Origin of the sequence: Pseudomonas sp. NPDC087612 (genome assembly GCF_044743505.1) — a bacterium.
Taxonomy (GTDB): Bacteria; Pseudomonadota; Gammaproteobacteria; order Pseudomonadales; family Pseudomonadaceae; genus Aquipseudomonas.
Window position 1 is genome coordinate 40,321 of the sequence record NZ_JBIUWO010000015.1, and the last position, 21,374, is coordinate 61,694.

Below are 21,374 nucleotides of genomic sequence, written 5' to 3' on the forward strand. Positions count from 1 at the left end.
TCGCGGGGCACGCCCGCTCCTACATTATGTAGGAGCGGGCTTGCCTCAGTTCGCCGGTTCGGCCGCCGCCCCGGCAGCCCGCACCCGCGAAACCCGCAGCGCCACCAAACTACCAAACACAATCAAGCCCGCCAGCGAATACAGCGCGGCATCGGTCGAGCCGGTCTGGTCCTTGATGAAACCGACCAGGTAGGGGCTGAGAAAGCCGGCCATCTGCCCGACCGAGTTGATGATCGCCAGGCCCGCCACTGCGGTACCGGCGCTGAGCAGTGCGGTGGGCATTGGCCAGAACATCGGCAGGCCGGTGAGGGCGCCCATGGTGGCAATGCTCAAACCGATAATCGCAATCACCGGGCTGTGGCCGAAGTTCACCGCGATCAGCAGGCCCAGGGCACCCATCAGCATCGGCACGACAAGATGCCAGCGGCGCTCGTTGCGCAGGTCTGCCGAGCGCCCGACCAGCAGCATGAACACCCCGGCCAGCAGGTAGGGGATGGCGCTCAGCCAACCGATCAGCAGGGCGTCGCTGAAACCCAGGTTCTTGATGATCGACGGCAGCCAGAAGTTGATCGCATAGACCCCGCTCTGGATGCAGAAGTAGACGAAACCGAAGGTCCAGATCAGCGGGTTGGCAAACACCGACAGCAGGCTGTCGCTGCTGGTCACCGGCTTGCTGGCGGCATCGGCCTTGAGGTCGGTTTCGATGATCTGGCGTTCGGCCGGGCTTAGCCATTTGGCCTTGGCGTAACCATCACTGAGCAGGAAGATCGCCAGAAAGCCCAGCAGCACGGTCGGCAGGCCCTGGATCAGGAACATCCACTGCCAGCCGGCCAGGCCATGCTGGCCGGCGGCGAAATGATTGAGAATCCAGCCCGAGAACGGCCCGCCGAGCAAGCCCGACACCGGGATCGCCGACATGAACAGGGCCATGATCCGCCCGCGACGGGTGGCCGGGAACCAGCGCGAAAGGTACAGCACGATGCCGGGGAAGAAGCCCGCTTCGGCAGCGCCGGTGAACAGGCGCAGGACGTAGAACTCCATGGGCGTGGTGACGAACAGCAGGCAGGTCGACAGCGTGCCCCAGGCGATCATCATCAGCGCGATCCAGCGCCGCGGGCCGAAGCGGTTGAGTGCCAGGTTGCTGGGCAGCCCGCACAGCACATAGCCGATGAAGAAAATCCCGGCACCCAGGCCGTAGATGGTTTCGCTGAACTTGAGCGCATCGAGCATCTGCAACTTGGCAAAGCCGACGTTGACCCGGTCCAGGTAGTTGAACAGGTAGCAGATGAAGATGAACGGAATCAGCCGCAAGGTGATGCGCCGATACAGCGCATTGCGGGTGACGTCTTGGCCTTGGTCAGGGGCAGGGCTGTATGACATGATTCTCTCTCTGTTGTTATGTTTATTGCCGCAGCCTGCATCGAGGCGGCTGCTGCGACGAGTCTCGGTGAGCGGACCGTGGCTGTCTTTGTGCTTTTGCACAGCAATTCGTGCGGCCTGCTGTGCCCCGGACCAATCATTGCGACAACAAGGATCCTCCCATGTTCGAACTGGACCATGACCTGGCGCAAGACATCGTCGAGCGGGCGATGGCGATTCTGCCGTGCAACGTCAACGTCATGGACAGCCAGGGCCTGATCCTCGGCAGTGGCGAGCCCGAGCGCATCAACACCCGTCACGAAGGTGCGCAGCTGGTGCTGGCCAACGGTCGAATCGTCGAGCTCGACGTCGAAGCGGCCAAGTGCCTCAAGGGTGTGCAGCCCGGGGTCAACCTGCCGCTGCTGCTCGACGGGCGCTTGATCGGCGTGCTGGGCCTGACCGGTGATCCGCAGCAGTTGCGCACCTATGGCGAGCTGGTACGGATGACCGCCGAAATGCTTTTGGCCCAGCGTCACCTGCAGGTCGAGCAGCAGTGGCGGCGCCAGCGCTGCGACGACCTGCTGGCATTGCTGCTGGGCGGCTCTGGCGATTCGCCGCGGCTGGTCGATGAGGCTCGCCAGCTGGGCCTCAAGCCGCAACTGCCGCGCATTCCCTGCCTGTTTGAGCTGGACGCCGGGCCTGCGGCCGAGGCGTTGGCCAGCTGGTTGATGAGCCGCTACCCGGACAGCTGGTGCGTAAGCCCCGCGCGCCAGTCGCTGCTCTGGTGCCGGCCCGCCACCGTGGTGCTGGATGAGCCGAAACTGCTGGAGCGTTTGCAACGCCATGGCTGGCAGGTGCAGCGCCTGGCCGCAGGTTCGCCGGCGCAAAGCCTGGAGCAACTGCGCCGGGGGTATCGGCGGGTGCGCGACTTGCTGGCCTATGGCCGCGAAGTGCTGCCGGCCGAGCGCCTGCTGACCTTGAGCCGCTACCGGCTGCCAGCGTTGCTGTGGCGCCATCGCAATGATGACGCCCTCGACGAGCTGCTCGAACCGCTGCAGCGCATTCGTGCCAAGGACAACAGCGGCCAGCTGCTGGCAACCCTGCGCGCCTGGTGTGCCCACGATGGCCAGAGCCAGGCCTGCGCCGATGCCCTGGGCATTCACCGCAACAGCCTGCGCTATCGCCTGGAGCGCATCGCCGAACTGAGCGAAGTCGACCCGTTGCGCCTGGAAGGGATGCTCAGCCTGTACCTGGGATTGCAGTTGCTGCCAGCCGGCAACTGAGGCAGTTTTGGCCAAGTGCCAAACAAGCGCGGGCGGTTTTTGTGCATCCGACCGACGCACTCTTGCAGCCCAACTGTCAGCATGCAGGCATCTGGATCAGGAGAATCCCCATGAAAATCGTCATCGCACCCGACTCGTTCAAGGACAGCCTCAGCGCCGAAGGCGTCGCCGACGCCATTGCTGCCGGTATTGCCCTGGTGTTGCCGCAGGCGCAACGGGTCAAGTGCCCGATGGCCGACGGCGGCGAAGGTACCATGGCGGCCATCGTCGCTGCCTGTGCCGGCGAGCTGCGCAGCCTGCGCGTGCGCGGACCGCTGGGTGAGCCGGTCGACGCCGGTTGGGGCTGGCTGGCCGACAGCCACACGGCGATCATCGAAATGGCCACCGCCAGTGGCCTGCAACTGCTCACCCTGGCGCAGCGCGATGCCTGTCGCAGCAGCACCTTCGGCACCGGCCAACTGATTGCTGCGGCGCTGGATGCTGGCGCCCGGCGGATTATCCTGGCCATCGGCGGCAGTGCCACCAATGATGCCGGCAGCGGCATGTTGCGGGCGCTGGGCCTGCAATTGTTCGACGCCGACAATCAGCCGCTGGCTGAAGGCGGCCTGGCCCTGGCCCAGCTTGCCCGCATCGATGCCAGCGCGTTGGACCGGCGTTTGCGCGAGGTGCAGCTGGAAGTTGCCGCGGATGTCGACAACCCGCTGTGCGGCAGCAATGGCGCTTCAGCGATCTTTGGCCCGCAAAAGGGCGCAAGCCCCGAGCAGGTCCGGGCCCTGGACCAGGCCTTGGGACACTTTGCCGACCACTGCGGGCAACTGCTGGGCACTGATGTGCGTGACTTTCCTGGCAGCGGCGCCGCTGGCGGCATGGGCTTTGCCGCCAAGGCCTTCATGCAGGCGGCCTTTCGCCCGGGGATCGAAGTGGTGGCCGAGCTTGCCGGGCTTGAAGCGGCGGTGCAGGGGGCAGACCTGGTGATTACCGGCGAGGGCCGTTTTGATGCGCAGACCCTGCGCGGCAAGACGCCGTTCGGCGTGGCCCGGGTAGCACAGCGCCATGGGGTGCCGGTGGTGGTGATTGCTGGCACCTTGGGCGAGGGTTACCAACAGCTGTATGCCCATGGCATCGACGCCGCGTTTGCCCTGACCAGCGGGCCGATGACCCTGGAGGCGGCCTGTGCCAATGCGCCAGCCTTGCTCCAGGCCCGCGCCGGCGACATCGCCCGCCTGTGGTGCCGCGCCCGGGCGTTGCCCGCCGGCTGACGGGCCGGCGTCATCGCCGCTAGCCCCCCGTCATGTTCATGAAACGCAAAATCTGCACCTCGCCATTGATATCGAAGTTATGGCTGTAGGGCTTGAGGGTCATGGCCTGGCGGATGGCCTTGTCCAGGCGTTGGCTGTCACCCGGGTGGGCACGCAGCACCTGCTTGAGGTCGGCGGCGTGCTCATTGCCCAGGCACAGCAGCAGACGGCCTTCGACGGTCAGCCGCACGCGGTTGCAGCTGGCGCAAAAGTTGTGGCTGTGCGGCGAGATGAAGCCGATGCGGATATCCGGCGCCTCAGCCAGACGCCAGTAACGCGAGGGGCCCTGGGTTGATTCGGCCGACTCGATCAGGCTGAAGTGCTCGGCGATACGCGCGCGCACTTCGTCACTTGAACAATAGGACTCGCTGCGCTGGTGCTCGCTGATCACCCCCAGGGGCATTTCTTCAATAAAGGAAATATCCAGCTGGCGATCGATGGCAAAGCGCACCAGATCGACCACTTCATCATCGTTGCGGCCCTTGAGCACCACGCAGTTGAGCTTGGTGCGGCGAAAGCCGGCGGCATGGGCGGCGTCGATGCCGGCAACCACCTGGGCCAGGTCGCCGGTGCGGGTCAAAGCCTTGAAACGCTCGGCATCGAGGCTGTCGAGGCTGATGTTCAGGCGCGAAAGGCCGGCATCGAACAGCGGCTGGGCCAGGCGGGTGAGTTGCGAGCCGTTGCTGGTCATGCACAGTTCGCGCAGGCCGGGCAGGGCGGCGATGCGTGCGCACAGCTCGACGATGCCAGCGCGCACCAGCGGCTCGCCACCGGTCAGGCGGATCTTGCGGGTGCCCATGGCGACGAAACGCTCGGCCAGCTGGTACAGCTCCTCGAGGGTGAGGATGCGCTGGCGCGGCAGGAACTGCATGTCTTCGGCCATGCAATAGACGCAGCGAAAGTCGCAGCGATCGGTGACCGACATGCGCAGGTAATCGATTTTACGACTGTAGCCGTCGACCAGTTGTTTGCCGTTTGCACTCATGCTGGGCAGGGCCTCTTATCGCGCGTCCGGGATGCGTTTGCGCACTAGTTTTTTGATGATGGTCGAGGCTATTTAAATCGTCCATGTCGGTCAAATCACTATTAATGACCAACTGATAAGGCTCATCTATCGGTAGCTTGCAGCCCCTGTATTACGTGGGTTTGAGCGGCGTGATAGAGGGTTTTGATCGGTTCGTCATTTGTTTTGATTAGACGCCTGAGTCCACGCTCAATAGCCTGAAAGGGTAGAAAACGAAGTTCGCCATTAATCAACCTGTCAATAACAAGTTGTTAATCGGTGAAACGTTAAAGATGCCCTGCGTGCCAAGCGAGGAAGCCGCGATGAGCCAAGATGAACATATAAAAAACTATGACGCCCCCGCCGCCGGTTGGGGTGCGCTGAAAAGCGTGACCAAGAGCTGGCTGGGCAGCGAAAACGCCTTCAAGAACCTGCGCGTCATGCTCAAGACCAACCAGAACGGCGGTTTTGACTGCCCCGGTTGCGCCTGGGGCGAGTCGCCGGAAAGCGGCATGGTCAAGTTCTGCGAGAACGGCGCCAAGGCGGTCAACTGGGAGTCCACCGGGCGCCTGGTCGATGCGGATTTCTTCGCCCGCTACAGCGTCACCGAGCTAGCCCGCCAGAGCGACTACTGGCTTGAATATCAGGGCCGCCTGACCCATCCGATGCGCTATGACGCCGCCACCGACCACTATGTCGAAACCAGCTGGGAGGACGCCTTTGCGCTGATCGCCCAGCACCTCAACAGCCTCGAATCTCCTGACCAGGCCGAGTTCTACACCTCCGGCCGGGCCAGCAACGAGGCGGCGTTCCTTTACCAGCTGTTCGTGCGCGCCTACGGCACCAACAACTTCCCTGATTGCTCGAACATGTGCCATGAGGCCAGCGGTGTCGGCATGTCGGAAACCCTCGGGGTCGGCAAGGGCACGGTGGTGTTCGACGACCTGGAGCACGCCGACGCAATCTTCGTTATCGGCCAGAACCCCGGCACCAACCACCCGCGCATGCTCGAACCGCTGCGCGAGGCAGTCAAGCGCGGGGCTCAGGTGATCTGCCTGAACCCGCTCAAGGAGCGTGGCCTGGAGCGTTTCCAGCACCCGCAGCACCCGTTCGAGATGCTCAGCAACGGCTCCGAGCCGACCAACACCGCGTACTTTCGTCCGGCCCTGGGCGGCGACATGGCGGTGATGCGCGGCATCGCCAAGTTTTTGCTGCAATGGGAACGCGAGGCCCAGGCCAAGGGCGAGCCGGCAGTGTTCGACCACGTCTTTATCGCCGAGCACACCTCGGGGCTCGACGCTTACCTGGCCGAAGTCGATGCCACCCGTTGGGCGCATATTGTCGAGCAGTCGGGCCTGAGTCTGGCCGAGCTTGAGCTGGCTGCCCGCATGTACCGGCGCGCCGAGCGGGTGATCATGTGCTGGGCCATGGGCGTGACCCAGCACCGTCACTCAGTGCCGACCGTGCAGGAAATCATCAACCTGCAGCTGCTGCGCGGCAACGTCGGCAAGCCGGGCGCCGGGCTGTCGCCGGTACGCGGCCACAGTAACGTGCAAGGCGACCGCACCATGGGCATCGACGAGCAGCCACCGGCGCGCCTGCTCGATGCCCTGGAAGCGCGCTTCGCCTTCAAGGCCCCGCGCCTGCACGGGCACAATGCAGTGCTGGCGATCCAGGCCATGGAAGAGCAGCGCGCCAAGGTGTTCATCGCCCTGGGCGGCAATTTCGCCCAGGCCACCCCCGATACCCCGCGCACCCACGACGCCTTGCGCAACTGCGCGCTGACCGCGCACATCGCCACCAAGCTCAACCGCTCGCACCTGGTCACCGGCCGTGACGCCCTGATCCTGCCGTGCCTGGGCCGTACCGAAATCGACCTGCAGGCCGAAGGGCCGCAAGGCATCACCGTCGAAGACACCTTCAGCATGGTGCATATCTCCCACGGCCAGCTCAAACCCTGCTCGCCGCTGCTACGCTCGGAGCCTGCGATTGTCGCCGGCATCGCCAAGGCCACCCTCGGTGACCGGCCGATCGACTGGCAGTGGACGGTTGCCGACTACAGCCGCATTCGCGACCTGATTGCCGACGTCATCCCGGGTTTCGAGGACTTCAATGTGCGCCTGCAGCACCCTGGTGGCTTCCACCTGGGCAACACTGCGGCGCAGCGCGATTGGCACACGCAAAGCGGCAAGGCGCAGTTCACCGCCAGCGTGCTGCCGGCGCAACTGATCAACGAAGAGGTCCTGGCCCGTGGCGACACCCCGGACCTGATCCTGCAGACCCTGCGCTCCCACGACCAGTACAACACCACCCTGTACGGCCTCGACGATCGCTACCGCGGCGTATTCGGCCTGCGTGAGGTGGTCTTCGCCAACGAGCAGGACATCCGCCGTCTGGGTTTCAAGCCCAATGACAAGGTCGATATGGTCTCGCTGTGGGAAGACGGCCGCGAGCGACGGGTCAGCGGCTTTACCCTGGTCGCCTACGACATTCCACCAGGCCAGGCCGCGGCCTACTACCCGGAAACCAACCCGCTGGTGCCGCTGGAAAGCTACGGCGAGCGCACCTTCACACCGACCTCGAAATTCATCGCCATCAAGCTCGAGAAAGCCAGCGCCGACAACCTGATTCCATCAGCGCACCTCTGACGCTGTACTCGAGTCGCTGAGGCAATCGCGCCCACCATCGCACTTTTTCCGATTTGTCGGCTCTATTCATGGCCAGGCGACGCTGACTCCCAGCGTCGCCGCTGACTACTGACCGGTGCCGATGGTTGATCCGTTTCTCGTTTTCCTGCGACACCTGCGCCTGCCGGTGATGGCGGGCGCCTTGCTTGCCAGCCTCAGCGCCTGCAGCCAGCAACAAGGCCGCGACATCGTCAGCCAGTTCAGCCAAGGCCGCCCTCAAGAGCTGTTGCAGACCAGCGTCGACCGCATGGCCACGCTGTCGATGCGCGACAACCTGCGCAGCCTTTACCTGCTGATGAACAAGCTGTACCAGCGCAACCCCAACCAGTGGCGCCAGTCCGGCTATGTCGATGCCAGCACCGCCGAGCGGCAGATCCGCCAGGCCATCGAGCAACGCCAGCCGTTGGCGCAACTGGGCGAGCGCCGCGACCTGGCTGCGCTCAGCTATGCGCTTAGCCCGGAGTTTCGCGGCGATCGGGTCGGCGCCTTCATCTATGCCATTGGCAGCATGCTGGTCACCGCCCATGGCGGGCGCACCGAATTTTTCATGACCGACACCATCGACCCGCAGTTCGTCAGCAATGCCGCGCGCAACATCGAAAAGGCCACCTGGCTGCTCAGCCAGCGCCAGGACGCCAATGGCGTGCTGCTGCTGTTTTCCAATGAAATATCGGAGGAGGGCAGCAACCTGAGCTTTGCCGTGGAATTCGGCAAGATCGTCGCGCGCCTGGACCTGCTGGCGCAGATGCTCGACGAGCGCTATCGGCGTATTGGCCTTAACTACGCGCAAAGCCTGCTGCTGATGAACTTCCTGCCGGTGCAATAGGCCGGGGAACTCAAGGTACTTACGGCAATCCTAGTTGATGTAGGTACTCTTTATCCGGAGGCATCACCATGCGCCGTTTACTGCTCGTTTCCTCGCTTGTGCTCTGTCTGCCCTTCGGCTCGGCCCTGGCCAAAGTCGACGCCGGTGATGTTGCCACCTCGGCCGGGGTATCCGCTTCGCTGTACTCGACCTTCAAGGACGACAAACGCATCATCCCCGCCCGTGACGACGCCTCGTCGTTCATCGCCAGTGACGGTGCGATCCGCGGCGTGTACCTGGAGTCGATGCTGCAGAGCATCCGCGCGCAGAACCCCGACCTCAAAGCCAGTGATGAAGAACTGGCGCGGGCGATCCTGCTGCAAGATCAATTCGGCGCCGGGCAATAATCACCAGTGCTGGCGATGAGGCCGGTGAAGTCAATGCAGCAGGCGGCGCCTGGATTACGACCGCTGCGCGCTCGATCGCAGGCAAGGCCAGCTCCCACCGGTTCGGTGTAAACAGGCCCACTGTGGGAGCGGGCTTGACCCGCGATGAGGCCGGTGCAGTCAGCACATCAGATGTTGAGCGCTGGCAAGGCCCCCACAGGTTCGGCGTACACAGGTCCAATGTGGGAGCGGGCTTGACCCGCGATGAGGCCGCTACAGGTCCACCTCAAAGCGCCTCGATCGCCTGCCGGTAACGCTGCCCCGCCAGGCTCATGCTGTTGTTATGGGTAGCCCCCGGCACCAGCAGCAGGTTTTTCGGCTGCTGCGCCGCAGCGAACAGTTGCTCGCTGAACCGCGGCGGCACCAAGCGGTCGTCCAGGCCATGCACCACCAGCAGCGGCATGCCGATATCGGCAATCTTGTCGATCGAGTCGAACTTCTGCGACAGCAGCCAGCGCACCGGCAGCGAGGTTTTCGCCACCGCGGTGGCGGCATCGCCCAGGGAGGTAAAGGTCGATTCGATGATCAAGCCGCGCGCCGGCACCGGACGCTGGTCCTTGTGCGCTTGCTGGCCCAACTGCGCGGCCAGCTCGACCGCCACCGCACCGCCCAGCGAGTGCCCGTAGATCAGCCGTTTGCGCGGGTCGGGCTGCAACGCCTGCAAGCGTTCCCAGGCCACCTGCGCGTCCTCGTAGACGCTCGCCTCGGAGGGCAGGCCGCCACGGCTCTGGCCAAAACCGCGGTAGTCGATGGCCAGCACCGAATAGCCAAGGTTATGCAGTTGCTGGATGCGAAACAGCTGGCCGGTGAGGTTCCAGCGCACCCCGTGCAGGTAGAGGATGGCCGGTGCATCCGGCCTTTTTGCTGGCCACCACCAGGCGTGGATGTTCTGCCCGGCCTTGAAGGTCTCGGGCCGTAATTCAAGCTCCTGGACGTCTGCGGGCATGCCCCGGTACCAGCTGGCATTGCCCGGCTCGATGCGAAACAGCAACTCGCGCTCCTTGTGCTCGAGCACCGCGCAACCCACCGGCAGGCCGACCACTACGCAGGTCAGGGCCAGCCCGTAGAGCCAGCGGCGCGGGCGATTGAGCGAGAAAAAGGCCATGGCAATTCGTTCGTCTGAATACAAAGACGCGTTTTAACAGAAGCGTCGACGCACTGCACCTCGCCTATGAACGCACCGACGTGGTCGCTGACCCACACAGTTCGCCAAACCAGCGCTGCCGGGCGAGTTCGAGCCTGGCTTGAGTGACGCTGGCAAGCCGCGCCTGATCACTGACGGCCATGCCTTCGAGGTAGACGAAGTGCACATTCTGAAGGCCCAACGTGCCGAGCACGTGGCGCAGGTAAGCGCTGAGAAAGTCCGGCTGGCGGGCCCGTGCCCCGCGGTGGTAGCCGCCTGAACTGACGATCAGGTACACCGGCCGGTCTTTGAGCAGGCCGACCTTGCCTTCAGGGCCGGCAATGAAGGTGCGGTGGATGCGCAGCACATGGTCGATCCAGAGCTTGAGCGCTGCCGGCACGGTGAAGTTGTGCATGGGCGTGGCAATCAGCAGCAGGTCACAGCCTTCGAGCTCGCTGATCAGTGCCTCGGAGCTTGCAAATACCGGGTCGTGCGGCGGTACAAAGCCGGTCAGCGCTGTCGCGTAGCCGGCACTCAACGGCGCCAGTGGCGTGGCCGCCAGGTCCCGCAGGGTCACCTTGAGGTGTGGGTACTGGTGGCGGATGCAAGCGACCATTTCGTCGGCCAGGCGCAAGCCGATCGAGGCGCTGCCGCGCATGCTGGCATTGACCAGGAGCAGGTTATCCATGGCGCTGTGCCTCGGCGGCGGGCAGTGCCTGAACAAAATGCATGCCTTTGGCCAAAAGTCCTTCACGGTAATAGAAGCGCTGGGCCAATGGCATATGCAGCCCGGTATCGAGCACCAGGTAGGCATGGCCGTTGCGCAGGCCATCGGCGCGCGCGGCATCGAGCAATGCGGCGCCGACCCGCAGGCCGCGCATGGCCGGGGACACCACCAGGTCGTCGACGTAGGTAAAGCGTCCATAGAGCAGGTTCTCGCTGCTCCTTACCCCTGCCAGCCCCAGCAGTTGCTTGCCGTAGAAAGCCCCGAGCAAGCGGTAGCCCTGCAGCGCCTGGCGCCTGACTTGCTGCGCGAACGCGTCGGCATCCACCAGGTGCGGCCGAAGTTCGCGCATTAGCTCGAAGGCGTCGCGTTGCTCGGTGCCTTCTTGCAGGTAGCGGATGGTTGCCTGTTCGCCCACGGGTTTCTCCCAGATCAATTTGAGCCGTTACTTTACGGCGGCAACGGACTACCTTATAGGTCCAAAAAATGCACAAATGACTAGGACATGCCAGCCTCCAGCCCACCGACGATGACGCCCCTCTATCGACAGATCTACTTGCGTTTTCGCGACGCCATCAGTACCGGGCGCTTGCAGCCGGGTGAGCGCCTGCCTTCGGTGCGGGCCCTGGCGGCGGAACTCAACCTGGCGCGCGGCACGGTCGAGGCGGCTTACCAGATGCTCGGCGGTGAAGGCTATGTGCAATCCAGGGGCCCGGCAGGCACGGTGGTCGCCCCGTCGCTCAGTACCAGGGCAGTAGATGTCGATGTGCCGGGGCCAGCGCTGGCCCCGGAGCCGCAAACGTATTTGCCAATGCCCTTGCAGATCGGCTTGCCGGCGCTGGACGCCTTTCCGCGCAAGCTGTGGACGCGCCTGGTGGGGCGTACCTTGCGCCAAAGCGGGGTGGAGGGCCTGGCGTACCCGGACCCTCAAGGGCAGCTTGCCCTGCGCCATGCATTGGCGGGTTACCTGGCGGTGTCGCGGGGCATCAGCTGTACTGCGCAACAGGTTTTCATCTGCGCAGGCTACCGTGCCTGTCTCGACCTGATCTGCTCCAGCCTGCTGGAGGACGGTGACCGCTGCTTGTTCGAAGACCCGGGTTACTTCCAGGCCAGGCGTTTTCTTGAGCACGCCCGGGTGCAGTTGGTGCCGGTGCCGGTGGATGGCGACGGCCTTGATGTCGACGCCGCTATCGCTCGGGCTGCTGATGCGCGCTTTGCCCTGGTCACGCCCCATCACCAGAGCCCTCTTGGCGTCACGCTGTCGCTGCCGCGGCGCCAGCGCCTGCTGGACTGGGCCAGTAGCCAGGGCAGCTGGATCATCGAGGACGACTACGACAGCGAGTACCGTTACCGCGGCCGGCCGGTGCCGGCACTCAAGAGCCTCGACAGCGAGGGGCGGGTGCTGTACTGCGCGACCTTCAGCAAAGTACTGGCGCCGGGCATACGCCTGGCCTATCTGGTGGTTCCTCAGGCCCAGGTAGAGCGCTTCGCCAGCGTGGCCCGGGACATGCACAACCACTGCCCGCAGTTGTTGCAAGCGACGGTGAGCGCATTTATCGAAGAAGGCCATTTTGCCCGGCACTTGCGCAAGATGCGCAGCCTCTATGCCCAGCGGCGCCAGCAACTGGTCGAGGCCTTGCAGGCCGAACTCGGTGAGTATCTGCAACTGGACAATCAGGCAGGCGGCATGCACCTGGTGGCAGATGTGCGCGGCGGCTTCGACGATTGTGCGATTGCCCGCCGCGCGCGGGTGCTTGGCCTGGCGATCGAGCCGCTTTCAGGCTGGTACCGACAACCCGGGCAACGGCGCGGGTTGTTGATCGGCTTTACCAATGTCACCAGCCGCGAACAAGCCGTTGCGCTGGCCAGGCAGTTACGCCTGGCGATGGGCCTTTAGCCGTGGCGGCTGTCAGTTGCGGTCCACCCACACAGTCTGCGCATTGCAGAACTCGCGTACGCCGAAGTGCGACAACTCACGGCCAAAGCCGCTCTTCTTCACGCCGCCGAAGGTCACCCGCGGGTCGCTGGCGCAGTAGCCGTTGATGAACACGCCGCCGGTGTCCAGCTCATCGGCCAGTTGCTCGGCCAACGCAGCATTGGCAGTGTAGATAGTCGAGGCCAGGCCGAATTCGCTGTCGTTGGCCAGTTGCAGGGCATGGCGGGCATCGCGGGCGGTGATGATCGAGGCCACCGGGCCGAACAACTCCTGCTTGAACGAAGTCATCTGGTCGGTGACGTCGGCCAGCACGGTGGGCTGGTAGTAGTTGCCGTTGCCTTGCACCTTGCCACCGCCAAGCAGCAGGGTCGCGCCCTCGGCCAGGGTTGCCTGGACTTGCTGGTCGAGCTCATCGCGCAGGTCGAAGCGGGCCATCGGGCCGATGTAGGTCTCGCTGGCATGCGGATCGCCCATGACCAGCGCCTGGGTGGCCTCGACGAATTTGCGGGTGAAGGCCTCGACCACGCCTTGCTCGACGATCAGGCGCTTGGCTGCGGCGCAGACCTGGCCGGTGTTCTGGTAACGGCCGATGACGGCGGCTTTGACCGCTTCATCAAGGTCGGCATCGTTGAGGACAATGAACGGGTCGGAGCCGCCCAGCTCCAGCACGCACTTTTTCAGCGCGGCGCCGGCCTGGGCGCCGATGGCGGTACCGGCGCGTACGCTGCCAGTCAGGGTCACGGCGGCAATGCGCGGGTCGGCGATGGCCTTGGACACGCCCTCTGGGGTGACGTTGATCACCTCGAACACGCCCTCGGGGAAACCTGCGCGCTGGAACGCCTCGAGCAGCAGGTAGGCGCTGCCCATCACGTTCGGCGCGTGCTTGAGTACATAGGTATTGCCGGCCAGCAACGCCGGCACCGCGCCGCGCAGCACCTGCCAGATCGGGAAGTTCCACGGCATCACTGCCAGCAGCGGGCCGAGCGGGCGGTATTCGATGCGCGCCTTGCCGACGGGCACCGGGGCCGCTTCAGCCTCGAGCATGGCCGGGCCGTTGGCCGCGTACCATTCGCAGAGCTGCGCGCATTTCTCGATTTCACCCCTGGCCTGGGCCACCGGCTTGCCCATTTCGTCGGTGATCATCCGCGCCATGGCCTCGGCGTTGTTGCGCAGGGCGCCGGCCAGGGCCAGCAGCAATGCGGTGCGTTCCGCTACCGGCGTGCGGCGCCAGGCAGCATAGCCCTGGGCGGCGCGGCTCAGGGCAGCATCGAGGACAGCGTCGCTTTCGTAGGCATAGTGGCCGATCTGCTCGCCATTGGCGGGGTTGATCGACAAGGCGTGGGTGTGCAAGTTGATCGCGGTCATCACGGCGGTCCTGAGGGGAGGGGAACGGTTTCAGACTACTGCGTTGTGTCTTTGCCTTAAACTGAATAATACTGAGCAAAACATTCACGCAGAGAGAATGACTATGGATCTGGTGCAACTGGAGATGTTCAAGGCGGTGGCCGAGCAGGGCAGCATCAGTGCCGCGGCCCAGCACATCCATCGGGTGCCGTCGAACCTGACCACGCGGATCAAGCAGCTGGAGCAGGAGCTGGGTGCCGAGCTGTTCATCCGCGAAAAAAGCCGTTTGCGCCTGTCGCCGGCGGGCTGGAACTTTCTCGACTATGCCCGGCGTATTCTCGACCTGGTGGCCGAGGCGCGGCTGACCGTGGCGGGTGACGAGCCGCAAGGCGCCTTCGCCCTCGGCTCGCTGGAAAGCACCGCCGCGGTGCGCATTCCGACGCTGCTGGCGGCTTACAACCAGGCCTATGCCAAGGTCGAACTGGACCTCACCACCGGGCCGTCCGGGGCGATGATCGACGGCGTGCTGGCCGGGCGCCTGAGCGCCGCCTTCGTCGACGGCCCGGTGTTGCACCCGGCGCTCGAGGGGGTGCCGGTGTTCGTCGAAGAGATGGTGCTGATCGCACCGCTCAACCACACGCCGATCACCCGCGCTGGCGAGGTCAACGGCATGACCATCTACGCCTTTCGCGCCAACTGCTCATACCGTCATCACTTCGAGAACTGGTTTGCCCAGGACCAGGCGGTGCCGGGCAAGATCATTGAGATGGAGTCGTACCACGGCATGCTTGCCTGCGTCAGCGCCGGCGCCGGCCTGGCGCTGATGCCGCGCAGCATGCTCGAAAGCATGCCCGGCTGCAGCACGGTCAGTGTCTGGCCGCTGTCCCAGCGCTTTCGCTACCTGCGCACCTGGCTGGTGTGGCGGCGCGGCACGGTATCGCGCAGCTTGAGGACCTTCGTGCAACTGCTGGAAGAGCGCGGCGAGGTACTCAAGGTCGAGGAACCGGTGTGACCTGATGTGCTGGCCTCATCGCTGGCAAGCCAGCGTCTACTGGCCAGCTACACTGTTGCTACTGTCCGATCCCGGAGTCCATCATGAACAGGTTGTCCTCCATTGGCCTGTGCTTGGCGTTATCGACTGTATGTGCGCAGGGCTGGGCCGAAACCGTGGTGCCGCTCAAGGGCCAGAGCGCCCAGCAGGTGCAGGTCGATATCAACGCTTGCCATAACGTCGCCGCGAGTTCCGCCAGCAGCGATGCCCATGTCGGTGGCCGGGTGCGCGGAGCTGCCGTGGGTGCGGCCGCCGGCGCCGCGGGCGCCGAGGTACGGGGACGCCAGCATGATGAGGTCTACGACCGTGTCGATGATGACGTCAAACAGCAATACCGGCAGAACCGTGCCGGTGAAACCGCCGCTGCCGGCGCGGTTGTCGGTGGTGCCCGCCAGCGCCAGGAGCGTCGGCAGGACCGGCGCAGCAATGAGGCGACCAGCGCTTCGGCCTATACCAGCTGCCTGCAGAACAAGGGTTACCAGGTCACGCCATAGCCGCTGCCGATCTGCTAGGCTGCAGGCTTTGACCCGTGTGCAGGCAGCCATGAACAACGATATTCCCGAACCCCAGGCGGTGGGCAGTCCGATCACCAGCAGCGCGATTTTCATGGTCGCCACCCTGGCCCCAGGCAGTGAGGCACTGCAAACCGTGCGTGAGTGGTGCGCCGATATCGCCGGCCTGACGCGTTCGGTCGGCAAGCGCGTGCCGGCCGGCAACCTGTCGTGCGTCTGCGGCTTTGCCTCCAATGCCTGGGATCAGCTGTTCGGCGGGCCACGGCCACAGGCCTTGCACCCGTTCCGCGAGTTTGGCATCGAAGGGCGCCGCGCGCCGGCAACCCCTGGCGATATTCTGCTGCACATCCGCGCCGAGCAGATGGACCTGTGCTTCGAACTGGCCACCCAACTGATCACGGCCCTGGGCGATGCAGTCAAGGTGGTGGACGAAGTGCAGGGTTTTCGGTACTTCGACATGCGCAGCATCATCGGCTTCGTCGATGGTACCGAGAACCCGGTCGGCCGCCAGGTGCCAAAATTCACCCTGGTCGGCGACGAAGACCCGGGCTTCAGCGGCGGCAGCTACGTGCTGGTGCAAAAGTACCTGCACAACATGAGCGCCTGGAACGCGCTGCCGGTCGAGGCGCAGGAGCGGGTGATCGGCCGCACCAAGCTGTCGGACATCGAGCTGGGTGACGAAGCCAAACCCAGCAACTCCCACAGCGCACTGACCACCATCACCGACGCGAACGGCGAAGAGCTGAAGATCCTGCGCGACAACATGCCGTTCGGCCGCCCCGGCGCCGGTGAGTTCGGCACTTACTTCATTGGTTATGCGCGCTCGCCGGCGCCGATCGAGCAGATGCTCGAGAACATGTTCGTCGGTCGCCCGGCAGGCAATTACGACCGCTTGCTGGACTTCAGCAACGCGGTCACCGGCGGCCTGTTCTTCGTGCCGTCGGCCGAGCTGCTCGAAGACCTGGCCGAGCGCACCCCGGGCTAGTGCTCATGCCGGTTTCAATTCACTGTCGAGCAGTGATCGAACTTCGGTAAAACACTTCTCGGCGATGGCCGAACGCGGCTCGGTACGCCGCAGCAGCAAGCCGATCGGTGCATGCACGCTGGCAGCACTGATCGGCACGATACGCAGGTGCTCGCTGAGGCCTTCGAGGCCGTAATCGAGCGGCATGATCGCGCAGCACATCCCGGCGCAAACGGCCTGGATCAACTGGTAGCTGGAGTCGCTTTCGAGCACCGCATGGGGCTGCAGGCCGCGGCTGCGAAAGCTCAGGTCGACCGACTGGCGATAGTGCATGCCCTTGCTCAACAGCCCCAGCGGCACGGCGCTGACCGCTTCCCAGGGCAGTTCAGCCTGCTCGAACTGAAAATGGCGCACGTCATACAGCAGGCCCATGCGCGTGGTGCCCAGTTCGATCACTTCGAAATAGGCGCTGTTGATCTGGTCAAGGTAGCAGATACCCAGGTCCAGCTGGTTACGGCTCAGGCCATCGGTGATCTGTTCGGAGCTCAAGGACGACAGCTGGAACTGCAGCTCTGGATAGCGCTGGGCCAGGGGCTGGAGAAACTGCATGGGGTTGAAGCTCGACAGCGGCACCATGCCCAGGCGCAGGCTGCCGACGATCTGCCCGCGGCAACTGGCGGCTTCAGCCTGCAGGCCGTCATAGGCGGCCAGCAGGGTGCGAGCCCAGGCCAGGATGCGCTCACCGGCCTCGGTAAAGCCTTCGAAACGCTGGCCACGGGTTACCAGCACCAGGTTCAGTTCGTCCTCAAGGTTACGCAGGCGCATCGACAGGGTCGGCTGGGTGATATGGCACAGCGCGGCGGCCTGGCCGAAGTGGCGGGTCTGGTCCAGGGCGAGAAGAAACTTCAGTTGTTTGATATCCATGGCGCAGCCTGGCAAGTCAGTAGGGCGGGTGGCAAAACGGTAAAGCAATGCCCCCGGGCCGTCCAATGGGCATTAGTGACCGGCTGATAGAGGCGCTTGATCAATAGACGATAGACCACCTCGATAAGCCGGTCGGATCTATCGATTGGACGCTAATGGTGTTTGCCTCTAGCGTTGGCCGCAACTTCCTGACTGCTGCCAAGGGGCTGTGCATGAGTATCAAACTGGATGCGGTGTTCGTGCCGCTGAACATCGCCGTGCTGACTGTCAGCGACACCCGCAGCTTCGACACCGACACCTCCGGCGAGCTGCTGGCCAGCCGCGCGGTGGAGATGGGCCACCGCCTGGTCGAGCGGGTGCTGCTCAAGGATGACCTGTACAAGATTCGCGCCCAGGTCGCCGGCTGGATTGCCGAGGACGACGTGCAGGTGGTGCTGATCACCGGCGGCACCGGCTTTACCGGGCGCGACAGCACCCCGGAAGCTGTGGCCTGCCTGTTCGACAAGCACATCGATGGCTTTGGCGAGTTGTTCCGCGCCTTGTCGATCCTCGATATCGGCACTTCCACCGTGCAGACCCGTGCCCTGGCCGGCCTTGCCAATGGCACCCTGGTTTGCTGCCTGCCGGGCTCTACCGGCGCCTGCCGCACTGCTTGGGAGGGTATCCTCGCCGAGCAACTGGATGCTCGCCATCGCCCGTGCAACTTCGTTGCCCACCTCAAGCCTGGCACACTGTGCAAGACGCGTAACTGATACGCCAGGCAGTCCACATAAAAGCAGGGAGCGGGTAGATGAGCGCGATTGTACTTCGCCAGGCCAGGGCCGCCGATGCACAGGCCATTTTCAACGTGCACAAGGACTCGGTCGAGTCCCAGTGTGGTGAGCATTACAGCGTCGAGCAGATTCACATGTGGCTCGATGGCCGCTCACCGGCGACTTATCTGCCGGCCATCGAGCAGGGCAACCTGTGGGTCGCGCAAGCCGGGAGCATTCTCGGCTTTGTCGAGATCGACGGCTTTGAACTCAGCAAGCTGTTTGTCTGCGGTGCGGGTGCCGGGCGGGGCATTGGTGGGCGGCTGCTGAACCTGGCGATCGAGCGTATCCGCGCGACGAAGGCCAGCAGCGTTTACCTGGAAGCCACGCGCAACGCTCAGGGCTTTTATCAAACCAACGGCTTTGTGCCGATCGGCAACGGCACCTTCAGCCGCGGCAACAGTCGCGCGGTGATCGAGATCGTCAAGATGCAGCGCCCGCTTCAGGACTGATCCGTCAGTTGCCCCGGGGCGCTGCCGTCGAGCAGCGCCAGCTCGCCAAACGACACCGACGCATCGATATAGCGCAGCGCCGACTTGGCGTCTTTCCAGCCGACATGGCTCATCAACGCCTTGAGCTCCCAGCCATTGCTGGTGGCCCAGGTGGCAAAGCCGCGGCGCAGCGAGTGCCCGGTATATAACGCGGCCGGTACGCCTGCGCGTTCGAGGATGCGCCGCAACAGGCCGATCAGGCTGTTGCTGTTGAGCGGCTGTTCGCCGAGGTTGCCCCAGCGGTCGAGTTTGCGAAACACCGGGCCGCGGGCAATGCCTGCCACTTCAAGCCATTGCAGGTAAGCCTGGACCGGGCACAACACTTTGAGTGCCGGCGCCCGATGGCGCACGCCCAGCGCCTGGCGGTCGCCCTTGCTGCGCGGCAGGTAGATCGACAGGCCGATACCCGCCTGGGCCTGGATATGCTCGACCTGCAGGCGCGCCAGTTCATCGCCGCGAAATCCGCGCCAGAACCCGATCAACAGCAAGGCCTTGTCGCGGCTGGCGCGCAACAGTGCCGGCAAATCGTGCCCGGCGCGGGCCTGGGCGGCTTCTTGCTCAAGTACGCCAACGGCAGTTTGCAGGTGCTGGATCAACAGCGGTGCCGCCTGTTTCGGTTCGGCCGGGTGCAGGGTGCGGATGCCCTTGAGCAACTGGCGCACCATCGGTGCCTTGGTCGGGTCGGGAAAGCCCTGGCTGACATGCCATTGCCCTAGCGCTGCCAGGCGCTGCTTGAGGGTGCTGATCGAGTGGCTGTGCGCATGCTCGGCCAGGTAGCGGGCGATGCTGTCGGCGGTGGCCGGCAGAAAGCCTCCCCAGCTCACTTCGAAGTGCTCGACCGCAGCCTGGTAACTGCGCCGGGTGTTATCGCGCACTGCGGCCTGCAGGTAGCGCTCGATCGTGTTCATTGCCTCGTTCCCGCCAGGCGTACCGCTCTGGGCACATTTACCCGCCATTCTAGCGTTTCACATGCGATAAGCCGTGATTATTTTATCTCAGAACTTGATTGTTTGAGCGTGAAGAAGATCAATAGGATAGTATGTAAATACATGGTACGTATCACAGTACGAAATAGTAGGAGCTGACATGGCCCGTGGCGGTATCAACAAGGCGTTAGTGCACAAGGCGCGGCAGGCGCTGCTGGCCCGGGGCGAGCATCCGAGTATCGATGCCGTACGTATCGAGCTGGGTAACACCGGCTCGAAAACCACCATTCATCGTTACCTCAAAGAGCTGGAAAGCCTGCAACCGGCGGCACCCGCCAGCACGGCAAACCTCAGCGATGCGCTGGCGGCAGTGGTCGAGCAACTGGCCGCGCAGCTGCAGGAGGAGGCTGAGGCGCGTATCGACCTTGCCCGTAGTGCCTTTGAACAAGAGCGCCAGACCCTGCTGGCGCAGGTGCAGATCAGCCAGCAGGCGCTGGCCGCATTGCAACAGCAACATGAGATCCAGGCAGCGGCGCTGGCCAGCGAGTCAGAGGCCCTGGCCACCGCCCGCACCAGCTTGCAAAGCGAGCAGACCCGCAACGCCACCCTCAACCAGGCGGTGGGCGAACTGAACCTGCGCCTGGCCGATAAGGACGAGCAGGTCCGCTCGCTGGAAGACAAGCACCAGCACGCCCGCGATGCCCTTGAGCATTACCGCAACGCCAGCCGCGAACAGCGCGACCAGGATCAACGCCGGCACGAGGCGCAGGTACAGTTGCTGCAGGTGGAAGTGCGCCAGTTGCAGCAGAGCCTGATCGTCAAGCAAGACGAACTGACCCGCCTTAACCGCGACAACGAAGGCCTGCTGGTGCAGGTTCGCACCCTCAAAGAAGCCCAGCGCGGCCTCAAGACCCAGGGCGATCGCCAGCAGGCGAAAATTCACGGCCTGGAGGTCAAGCTTGCGCAGCTCAGCGGTTCACGCGATGAGCTGGAGAAACAGAACCAGGACCTGGCCTTGAGCCTGGCCGAACGGGTGTCGGAATTGCGCCGCCAGCTGCAGCTGATCGGCAAGCAGGAAGCACAGTTGCGCCAGGCCGAGCGTGCCCGCGAACAGGTTCAGGACAACGGCTGAAGTTTCATGCGCATGGCGCAGCGGCCGATCAGTCCCTGCAGTTGTTCGCGGTTCAACTGTTGGCGCAAAGCCTGGCTCAGTTGCTGTTCAGCGAGTGTCTCGAAGCCCAGGCGGGCATAGAAGGGCGCGTTCCAGGGAACGCAGGCAAAGGTGGTCAGGCTCAGGGCTTCGAAGCCGTGTTCGCGGGCCCAGTCAGCGGCGGCGCCGATCAACCGGCGGCCATGGCCCTGACCTTGCGCAGATTGCGCAACCGAGAGTTCATGAATGAACAGGTCGCGGCCTGCGGGTTGCGCGCAGAGGAACCCCTGCGGCACGTCGTCGGCGTCGGCCAGCACCCACTCATGGCCCTGGTCGATGAACTGGCGGTGCTCGTCGCTGCTCATCACCGGCCCCGTGGCAATCCACTCAAGACCTGGCTGATCGGCAAAAACCCGGGCGGCAGAACGTTCGACGGCGGGTAGCAGTTGCGCGTCTTCGACGCGGGCAAGGCGCAGGGTAACTGACATGGCGAAGGCTATTGAAGGTGGCTTTGCAGTGTCGTCAATCGCCGTTTT

21 protein-coding genes are annotated in these 21,374 nt (G+C 64.2%); 12 read left to right on the top strand and 9 right to left on the bottom strand.

Annotated features, from left to right (window positions below; genetic code table 11):
• Positions 1 to 45: 45 nt before the first annotated feature.
• Positions 46 to 1,380 carry an MFS transporter gene (locus tag ACIOVF_RS25785; protein ID WP_093382740.1) on the bottom strand — a complete coding sequence of 445 codons (1,335 nt, stop codon included), beginning with the start codon at positions 1,378 to 1,380 and terminating at the stop codon, positions 46 to 48.
• 161 nt (positions 1,381 to 1,541) lie between these two features.
• On the opposite strand from ACIOVF_RS25785, the gene ACIOVF_RS25790 reads away from it, so the two are divergent.
• Both ACIOVF_RS25790 and ACIOVF_RS25795 read left to right on the top strand, forming a co-directional pair.
• Positions 1,542 to 2,642 (top strand): sugar diacid recognition domain-containing protein, encoded by a 1,101-nt coding sequence (locus tag ACIOVF_RS25790; protein WP_045201980.1) that lies wholly within the window; start codon positions 1,542 to 1,544, stop codon positions 2,640 to 2,642.
• A 110-nt stretch (positions 2,643 to 2,752) separates the two neighbouring features.
• Entirely contained in the window at positions 2,753 to 3,901 is a 1,149-nt protein-coding gene (locus tag ACIOVF_RS25795; protein WP_195884115.1) for a glycerate kinase, read from the top strand.
• A 19-nt stretch (positions 3,902 to 3,920) separates the two neighbouring features.
• On the opposite strand, the gene moaA is transcribed toward ACIOVF_RS25795, so the two are convergent.
• Entirely contained in the window at positions 3,921 to 4,925 is a 1,005-nt protein-coding gene (moaA, locus tag ACIOVF_RS25800) for a GTP 3',8-cyclase MoaA (protein ID WP_401293526.1), read from the bottom strand.
• Between the two features lie 341 nt (positions 4,926 to 5,266).
• Between moaA and ACIOVF_RS25805 the strand changes: the two genes are divergently transcribed.
• From ACIOVF_RS25805 to ACIOVF_RS25815, 3 genes are all read left to right on the top strand, one after another.
• Positions 5,267 to 7,591, top strand: a complete 2,325-nt coding sequence (locus ACIOVF_RS25805; protein ID WP_401293528.1) for an FdhF/YdeP family oxidoreductase — start codon at positions 5,267 to 5,269, stop codon at positions 7,589 to 7,591.
• Between the two features lie 121 nt (positions 7,592 to 7,712).
• Positions 7,713 to 8,456 carry a hypothetical protein gene (locus tag ACIOVF_RS25810; RefSeq protein WP_045201988.1) on the top strand — a complete coding sequence of 248 codons (744 nt, stop codon included), beginning with the start codon at positions 7,713 to 7,715 and terminating at the stop codon, positions 8,454 to 8,456.
• Between the two features lie 68 nt (positions 8,457 to 8,524).
• A complete protein-coding gene (locus ACIOVF_RS25815; protein ID WP_045201991.1) occupies positions 8,525 to 8,842 on the top strand; it encodes a DUF2388 domain-containing protein in 318 nt (105 codons plus the stop codon).
• Between the two features lie 265 nt (positions 8,843 to 9,107).
• On the opposite strand, the gene ACIOVF_RS25820 is transcribed toward ACIOVF_RS25815, so the two are convergent.
• The 3 genes from ACIOVF_RS25820 to ACIOVF_RS25830 all read right to left on the bottom strand — a co-directional run bounded on the left by ACIOVF_RS25820 (position 9,108) and on the right by ACIOVF_RS25830 (position 11,146).
• On the bottom strand, positions 9,108 to 9,986 hold the full coding sequence (locus tag ACIOVF_RS25820) for an alpha/beta hydrolase (RefSeq protein WP_401293531.1): 879 nt from the start codon (positions 9,984 to 9,986) through the stop codon (positions 9,108 to 9,110).
• Between the two features lie 64 nt (positions 9,987 to 10,050).
• Positions 10,051 to 10,692: an FMN-dependent NADH-azoreductase gene (locus tag ACIOVF_RS25825; RefSeq protein WP_401293534.1), complete on the bottom strand. Its 642-nt coding sequence runs from the start codon at positions 10,690 to 10,692 to the stop codon at positions 10,051 to 10,053.
• A complete protein-coding gene (locus ACIOVF_RS25830; RefSeq protein WP_045202028.1) occupies positions 10,685 to 11,146 on the bottom strand; it encodes a GNAT family N-acetyltransferase in 462 nt (153 codons plus the stop codon). The genes ACIOVF_RS25825 and ACIOVF_RS25830 overlap by 8 nt, the downstream gene beginning before the upstream one ends.
• Before the next feature lie 87 nt (positions 11,147 to 11,233).
• On the opposite strand from ACIOVF_RS25830, the gene ACIOVF_RS25835 reads away from it, so the two are divergent.
• A complete protein-coding gene (locus ACIOVF_RS25835) occupies positions 11,234 to 12,625 on the top strand; it encodes a PLP-dependent aminotransferase family protein (protein WP_401293537.1) in 1,392 nt (463 codons plus the stop codon).
• A gap of 12 nt (positions 12,626 to 12,637) precedes the next feature.
• Here the strand turns inward: ACIOVF_RS25835 and ACIOVF_RS25840 are convergent, their stop codons facing one another.
• Positions 12,638 to 14,029 (bottom strand): aldehyde dehydrogenase family protein, encoded by a 1,392-nt coding sequence (locus ACIOVF_RS25840; protein WP_401293540.1) that lies wholly within the window; start codon positions 14,027 to 14,029, stop codon positions 12,638 to 12,640.
• Positions 14,030 to 14,132: 103 nt separating this feature from the next.
• On the opposite strand from ACIOVF_RS25840, the gene ACIOVF_RS25845 reads away from it, so the two are divergent.
• The 3 genes from ACIOVF_RS25845 (at position 14,133) to ACIOVF_RS25855 (ending at position 16,556) form a co-directional block, all read left to right on the top strand.
• Positions 14,133 to 15,020 (top strand): putrescine utilization regulator PtrR, encoded by an 888-nt coding sequence (locus tag ACIOVF_RS25845; RefSeq protein WP_093382780.1) that lies wholly within the window; start codon positions 14,133 to 14,135, stop codon positions 15,018 to 15,020.
• Between the two features lie 83 nt (positions 15,021 to 15,103).
• Positions 15,104 to 15,553, top strand: coding sequence for a hypothetical protein (locus ACIOVF_RS25850; protein WP_401293543.1), 450 nt, complete (start codon positions 15,104 to 15,106; stop codon positions 15,551 to 15,553).
• 49 nt (positions 15,554 to 15,602) lie between these two features.
• On the top strand, positions 15,603 to 16,556 hold the full coding sequence (locus tag ACIOVF_RS25855) for a Dyp-type peroxidase (protein WP_401293546.1): 954 nt from the start codon (positions 15,603 to 15,605) through the stop codon (positions 16,554 to 16,556).
• Between the two features lie 3 nt (positions 16,557 to 16,559).
• On the opposite strand, the gene ACIOVF_RS25860 is transcribed toward ACIOVF_RS25855, so the two are convergent.
• On the bottom strand, positions 16,560 to 17,459 hold the full coding sequence (locus ACIOVF_RS25860) for a LysR family transcriptional regulator (protein ID WP_401293549.1): 900 nt from the start codon (positions 17,457 to 17,459) through the stop codon (positions 16,560 to 16,562).
• 212 nt (positions 17,460 to 17,671) lie between these two features.
• Between ACIOVF_RS25860 and moaB the strand changes: the two genes are divergently transcribed.
• Positions 17,672 to 18,211, top strand: coding sequence for a molybdenum cofactor biosynthesis protein B (gene moaB / locus ACIOVF_RS25865; RefSeq protein ID WP_093387543.1), 540 nt, complete (start codon positions 17,672 to 17,674; stop codon positions 18,209 to 18,211).
• Positions 18,212 to 18,249: 38 nt separating this feature from the next.
• Complete coding sequence (locus ACIOVF_RS25870; protein WP_401293553.1) at positions 18,250 to 18,723, top strand: GNAT family N-acetyltransferase; 474 nt, start codon at positions 18,250 to 18,252, stop codon at positions 18,721 to 18,723.
• Here the strand turns inward: ACIOVF_RS25870 and ACIOVF_RS25875 are convergent.
• Positions 18,714 to 19,670, bottom strand: a complete 957-nt coding sequence (locus ACIOVF_RS25875) for a site-specific integrase (protein WP_045202008.1) — start codon at positions 19,668 to 19,670, stop codon at positions 18,714 to 18,716. The two genes, ACIOVF_RS25870 and ACIOVF_RS25875, sit on opposite strands and share 10 nt — an antisense overlap.
• A 178-nt stretch (positions 19,671 to 19,848) precedes the next feature.
• Here ACIOVF_RS25875 and ACIOVF_RS25880 point away from each other — a divergent pair, with 178 nt between their 5' ends.
• On the top strand, positions 19,849 to 20,820 hold the full coding sequence (locus ACIOVF_RS25880) for a DNA-binding protein (RefSeq protein ID WP_401293556.1): 972 nt from the start codon (positions 19,849 to 19,851) through the stop codon (positions 20,818 to 20,820).
• On the opposite strand, the gene ACIOVF_RS25885 is transcribed toward ACIOVF_RS25880, so the two are convergent.
• Positions 20,805 to 21,326, bottom strand: coding sequence for a GNAT family N-acetyltransferase (locus ACIOVF_RS25885; protein ID WP_093382802.1), 522 nt, complete (start codon positions 21,324 to 21,326; stop codon positions 20,805 to 20,807). The genes ACIOVF_RS25880 and ACIOVF_RS25885 overlap by 16 nt on opposite strands.
• Positions 21,327 to 21,374 lie beyond the last annotated feature (48 nt).

Excerpts from the sequence above, each read along its gene's own strand:
- ACIOVF_RS25785 (WP_093382740.1), bottom strand. The coding sequence starts at position 1,380 with ATGTCATACAGCCCTGCCCCTGACCAAGGCCAAGACGTCACCCGCAAT.
- ACIOVF_RS25790 (WP_045201980.1), top strand. The coding sequence starts at position 1,542 with ATGTTCGAACTGGACCATGACCTGGCGCAAGACATCGTCGAGCGGGCG.
- ACIOVF_RS25795 (WP_195884115.1), top strand. The coding sequence starts at position 2,753 with ATGAAAATCGTCATCGCACCCGACTCGTTCAAGGACAGCCTCAGCGCC.
- moaA (WP_401293526.1), bottom strand. The coding sequence starts at position 4,925 with ATGAGTGCAAACGGCAAACAACTGGTCGACGGCTACAGTCGTAAAATC.
- ACIOVF_RS25805 (WP_401293528.1), top strand. The coding sequence starts at position 5,267 with ATGAGCCAAGATGAACATATAAAAAACTATGACGCCCCCGCCGCCGGT.
- ACIOVF_RS25810 (WP_045201988.1), top strand. The coding sequence starts at position 7,713 with ATGGTTGATCCGTTTCTCGTTTTCCTGCGACACCTGCGCCTGCCGGTG.
- ACIOVF_RS25815 (WP_045201991.1), top strand. The coding sequence starts at position 8,525 with ATGCGCCGTTTACTGCTCGTTTCCTCGCTTGTGCTCTGTCTGCCCTTC.
- ACIOVF_RS25820 (WP_401293531.1), bottom strand. The coding sequence starts at position 9,986 with ATGGCCTTTTTCTCGCTCAATCGCCCGCGCCGCTGGCTCTACGGGCTG.
- ACIOVF_RS25825 (WP_401293534.1), bottom strand. The coding sequence starts at position 10,692 with ATGGATAACCTGCTCCTGGTCAATGCCAGCATGCGCGGCAGCGCCTCG.
- ACIOVF_RS25835 (WP_401293537.1), top strand. The coding sequence starts at position 11,234 with ATGCCAGCCTCCAGCCCACCGACGATGACGCCCCTCTATCGACAGATC.
- ACIOVF_RS25840 (WP_401293540.1), bottom strand. The coding sequence starts at position 14,029 with ATGACCGCGATCAACTTGCACACCCACGCCTTGTCGATCAACCCCGCC.
- ACIOVF_RS25845 (WP_093382780.1), top strand. The coding sequence starts at position 14,133 with ATGGATCTGGTGCAACTGGAGATGTTCAAGGCGGTGGCCGAGCAGGGC.
- ACIOVF_RS25850 (WP_401293543.1), top strand. The coding sequence starts at position 15,104 with ATGAACAGGTTGTCCTCCATTGGCCTGTGCTTGGCGTTATCGACTGTA.
- ACIOVF_RS25855 (WP_401293546.1), top strand. The coding sequence starts at position 15,603 with ATGAACAACGATATTCCCGAACCCCAGGCGGTGGGCAGTCCGATCACC.
- ACIOVF_RS25860 (WP_401293549.1), bottom strand. The coding sequence starts at position 17,459 with ATGGATATCAAACAACTGAAGTTTCTTCTCGCCCTGGACCAGACCCGC.
- moaB (WP_093387543.1), top strand. The coding sequence starts at position 17,672 with ATGAGTATCAAACTGGATGCGGTGTTCGTGCCGCTGAACATCGCCGTG.
- ACIOVF_RS25870 (WP_401293553.1), top strand. The coding sequence starts at position 18,250 with ATGAGCGCGATTGTACTTCGCCAGGCCAGGGCCGCCGATGCACAGGCC.
- ACIOVF_RS25875 (WP_045202008.1), bottom strand. The coding sequence starts at position 19,670 with ATGAACACGATCGAGCGCTACCTGCAGGCCGCAGTGCGCGATAACACC.
- ACIOVF_RS25880 (WP_401293556.1), top strand. The coding sequence starts at position 19,849 with ATGGCCCGTGGCGGTATCAACAAGGCGTTAGTGCACAAGGCGCGGCAG.
- ACIOVF_RS25885 (WP_093382802.1), bottom strand. The coding sequence starts at position 21,326 with ATGTCAGTTACCCTGCGCCTTGCCCGCGTCGAAGACGCGCAACTGCTA.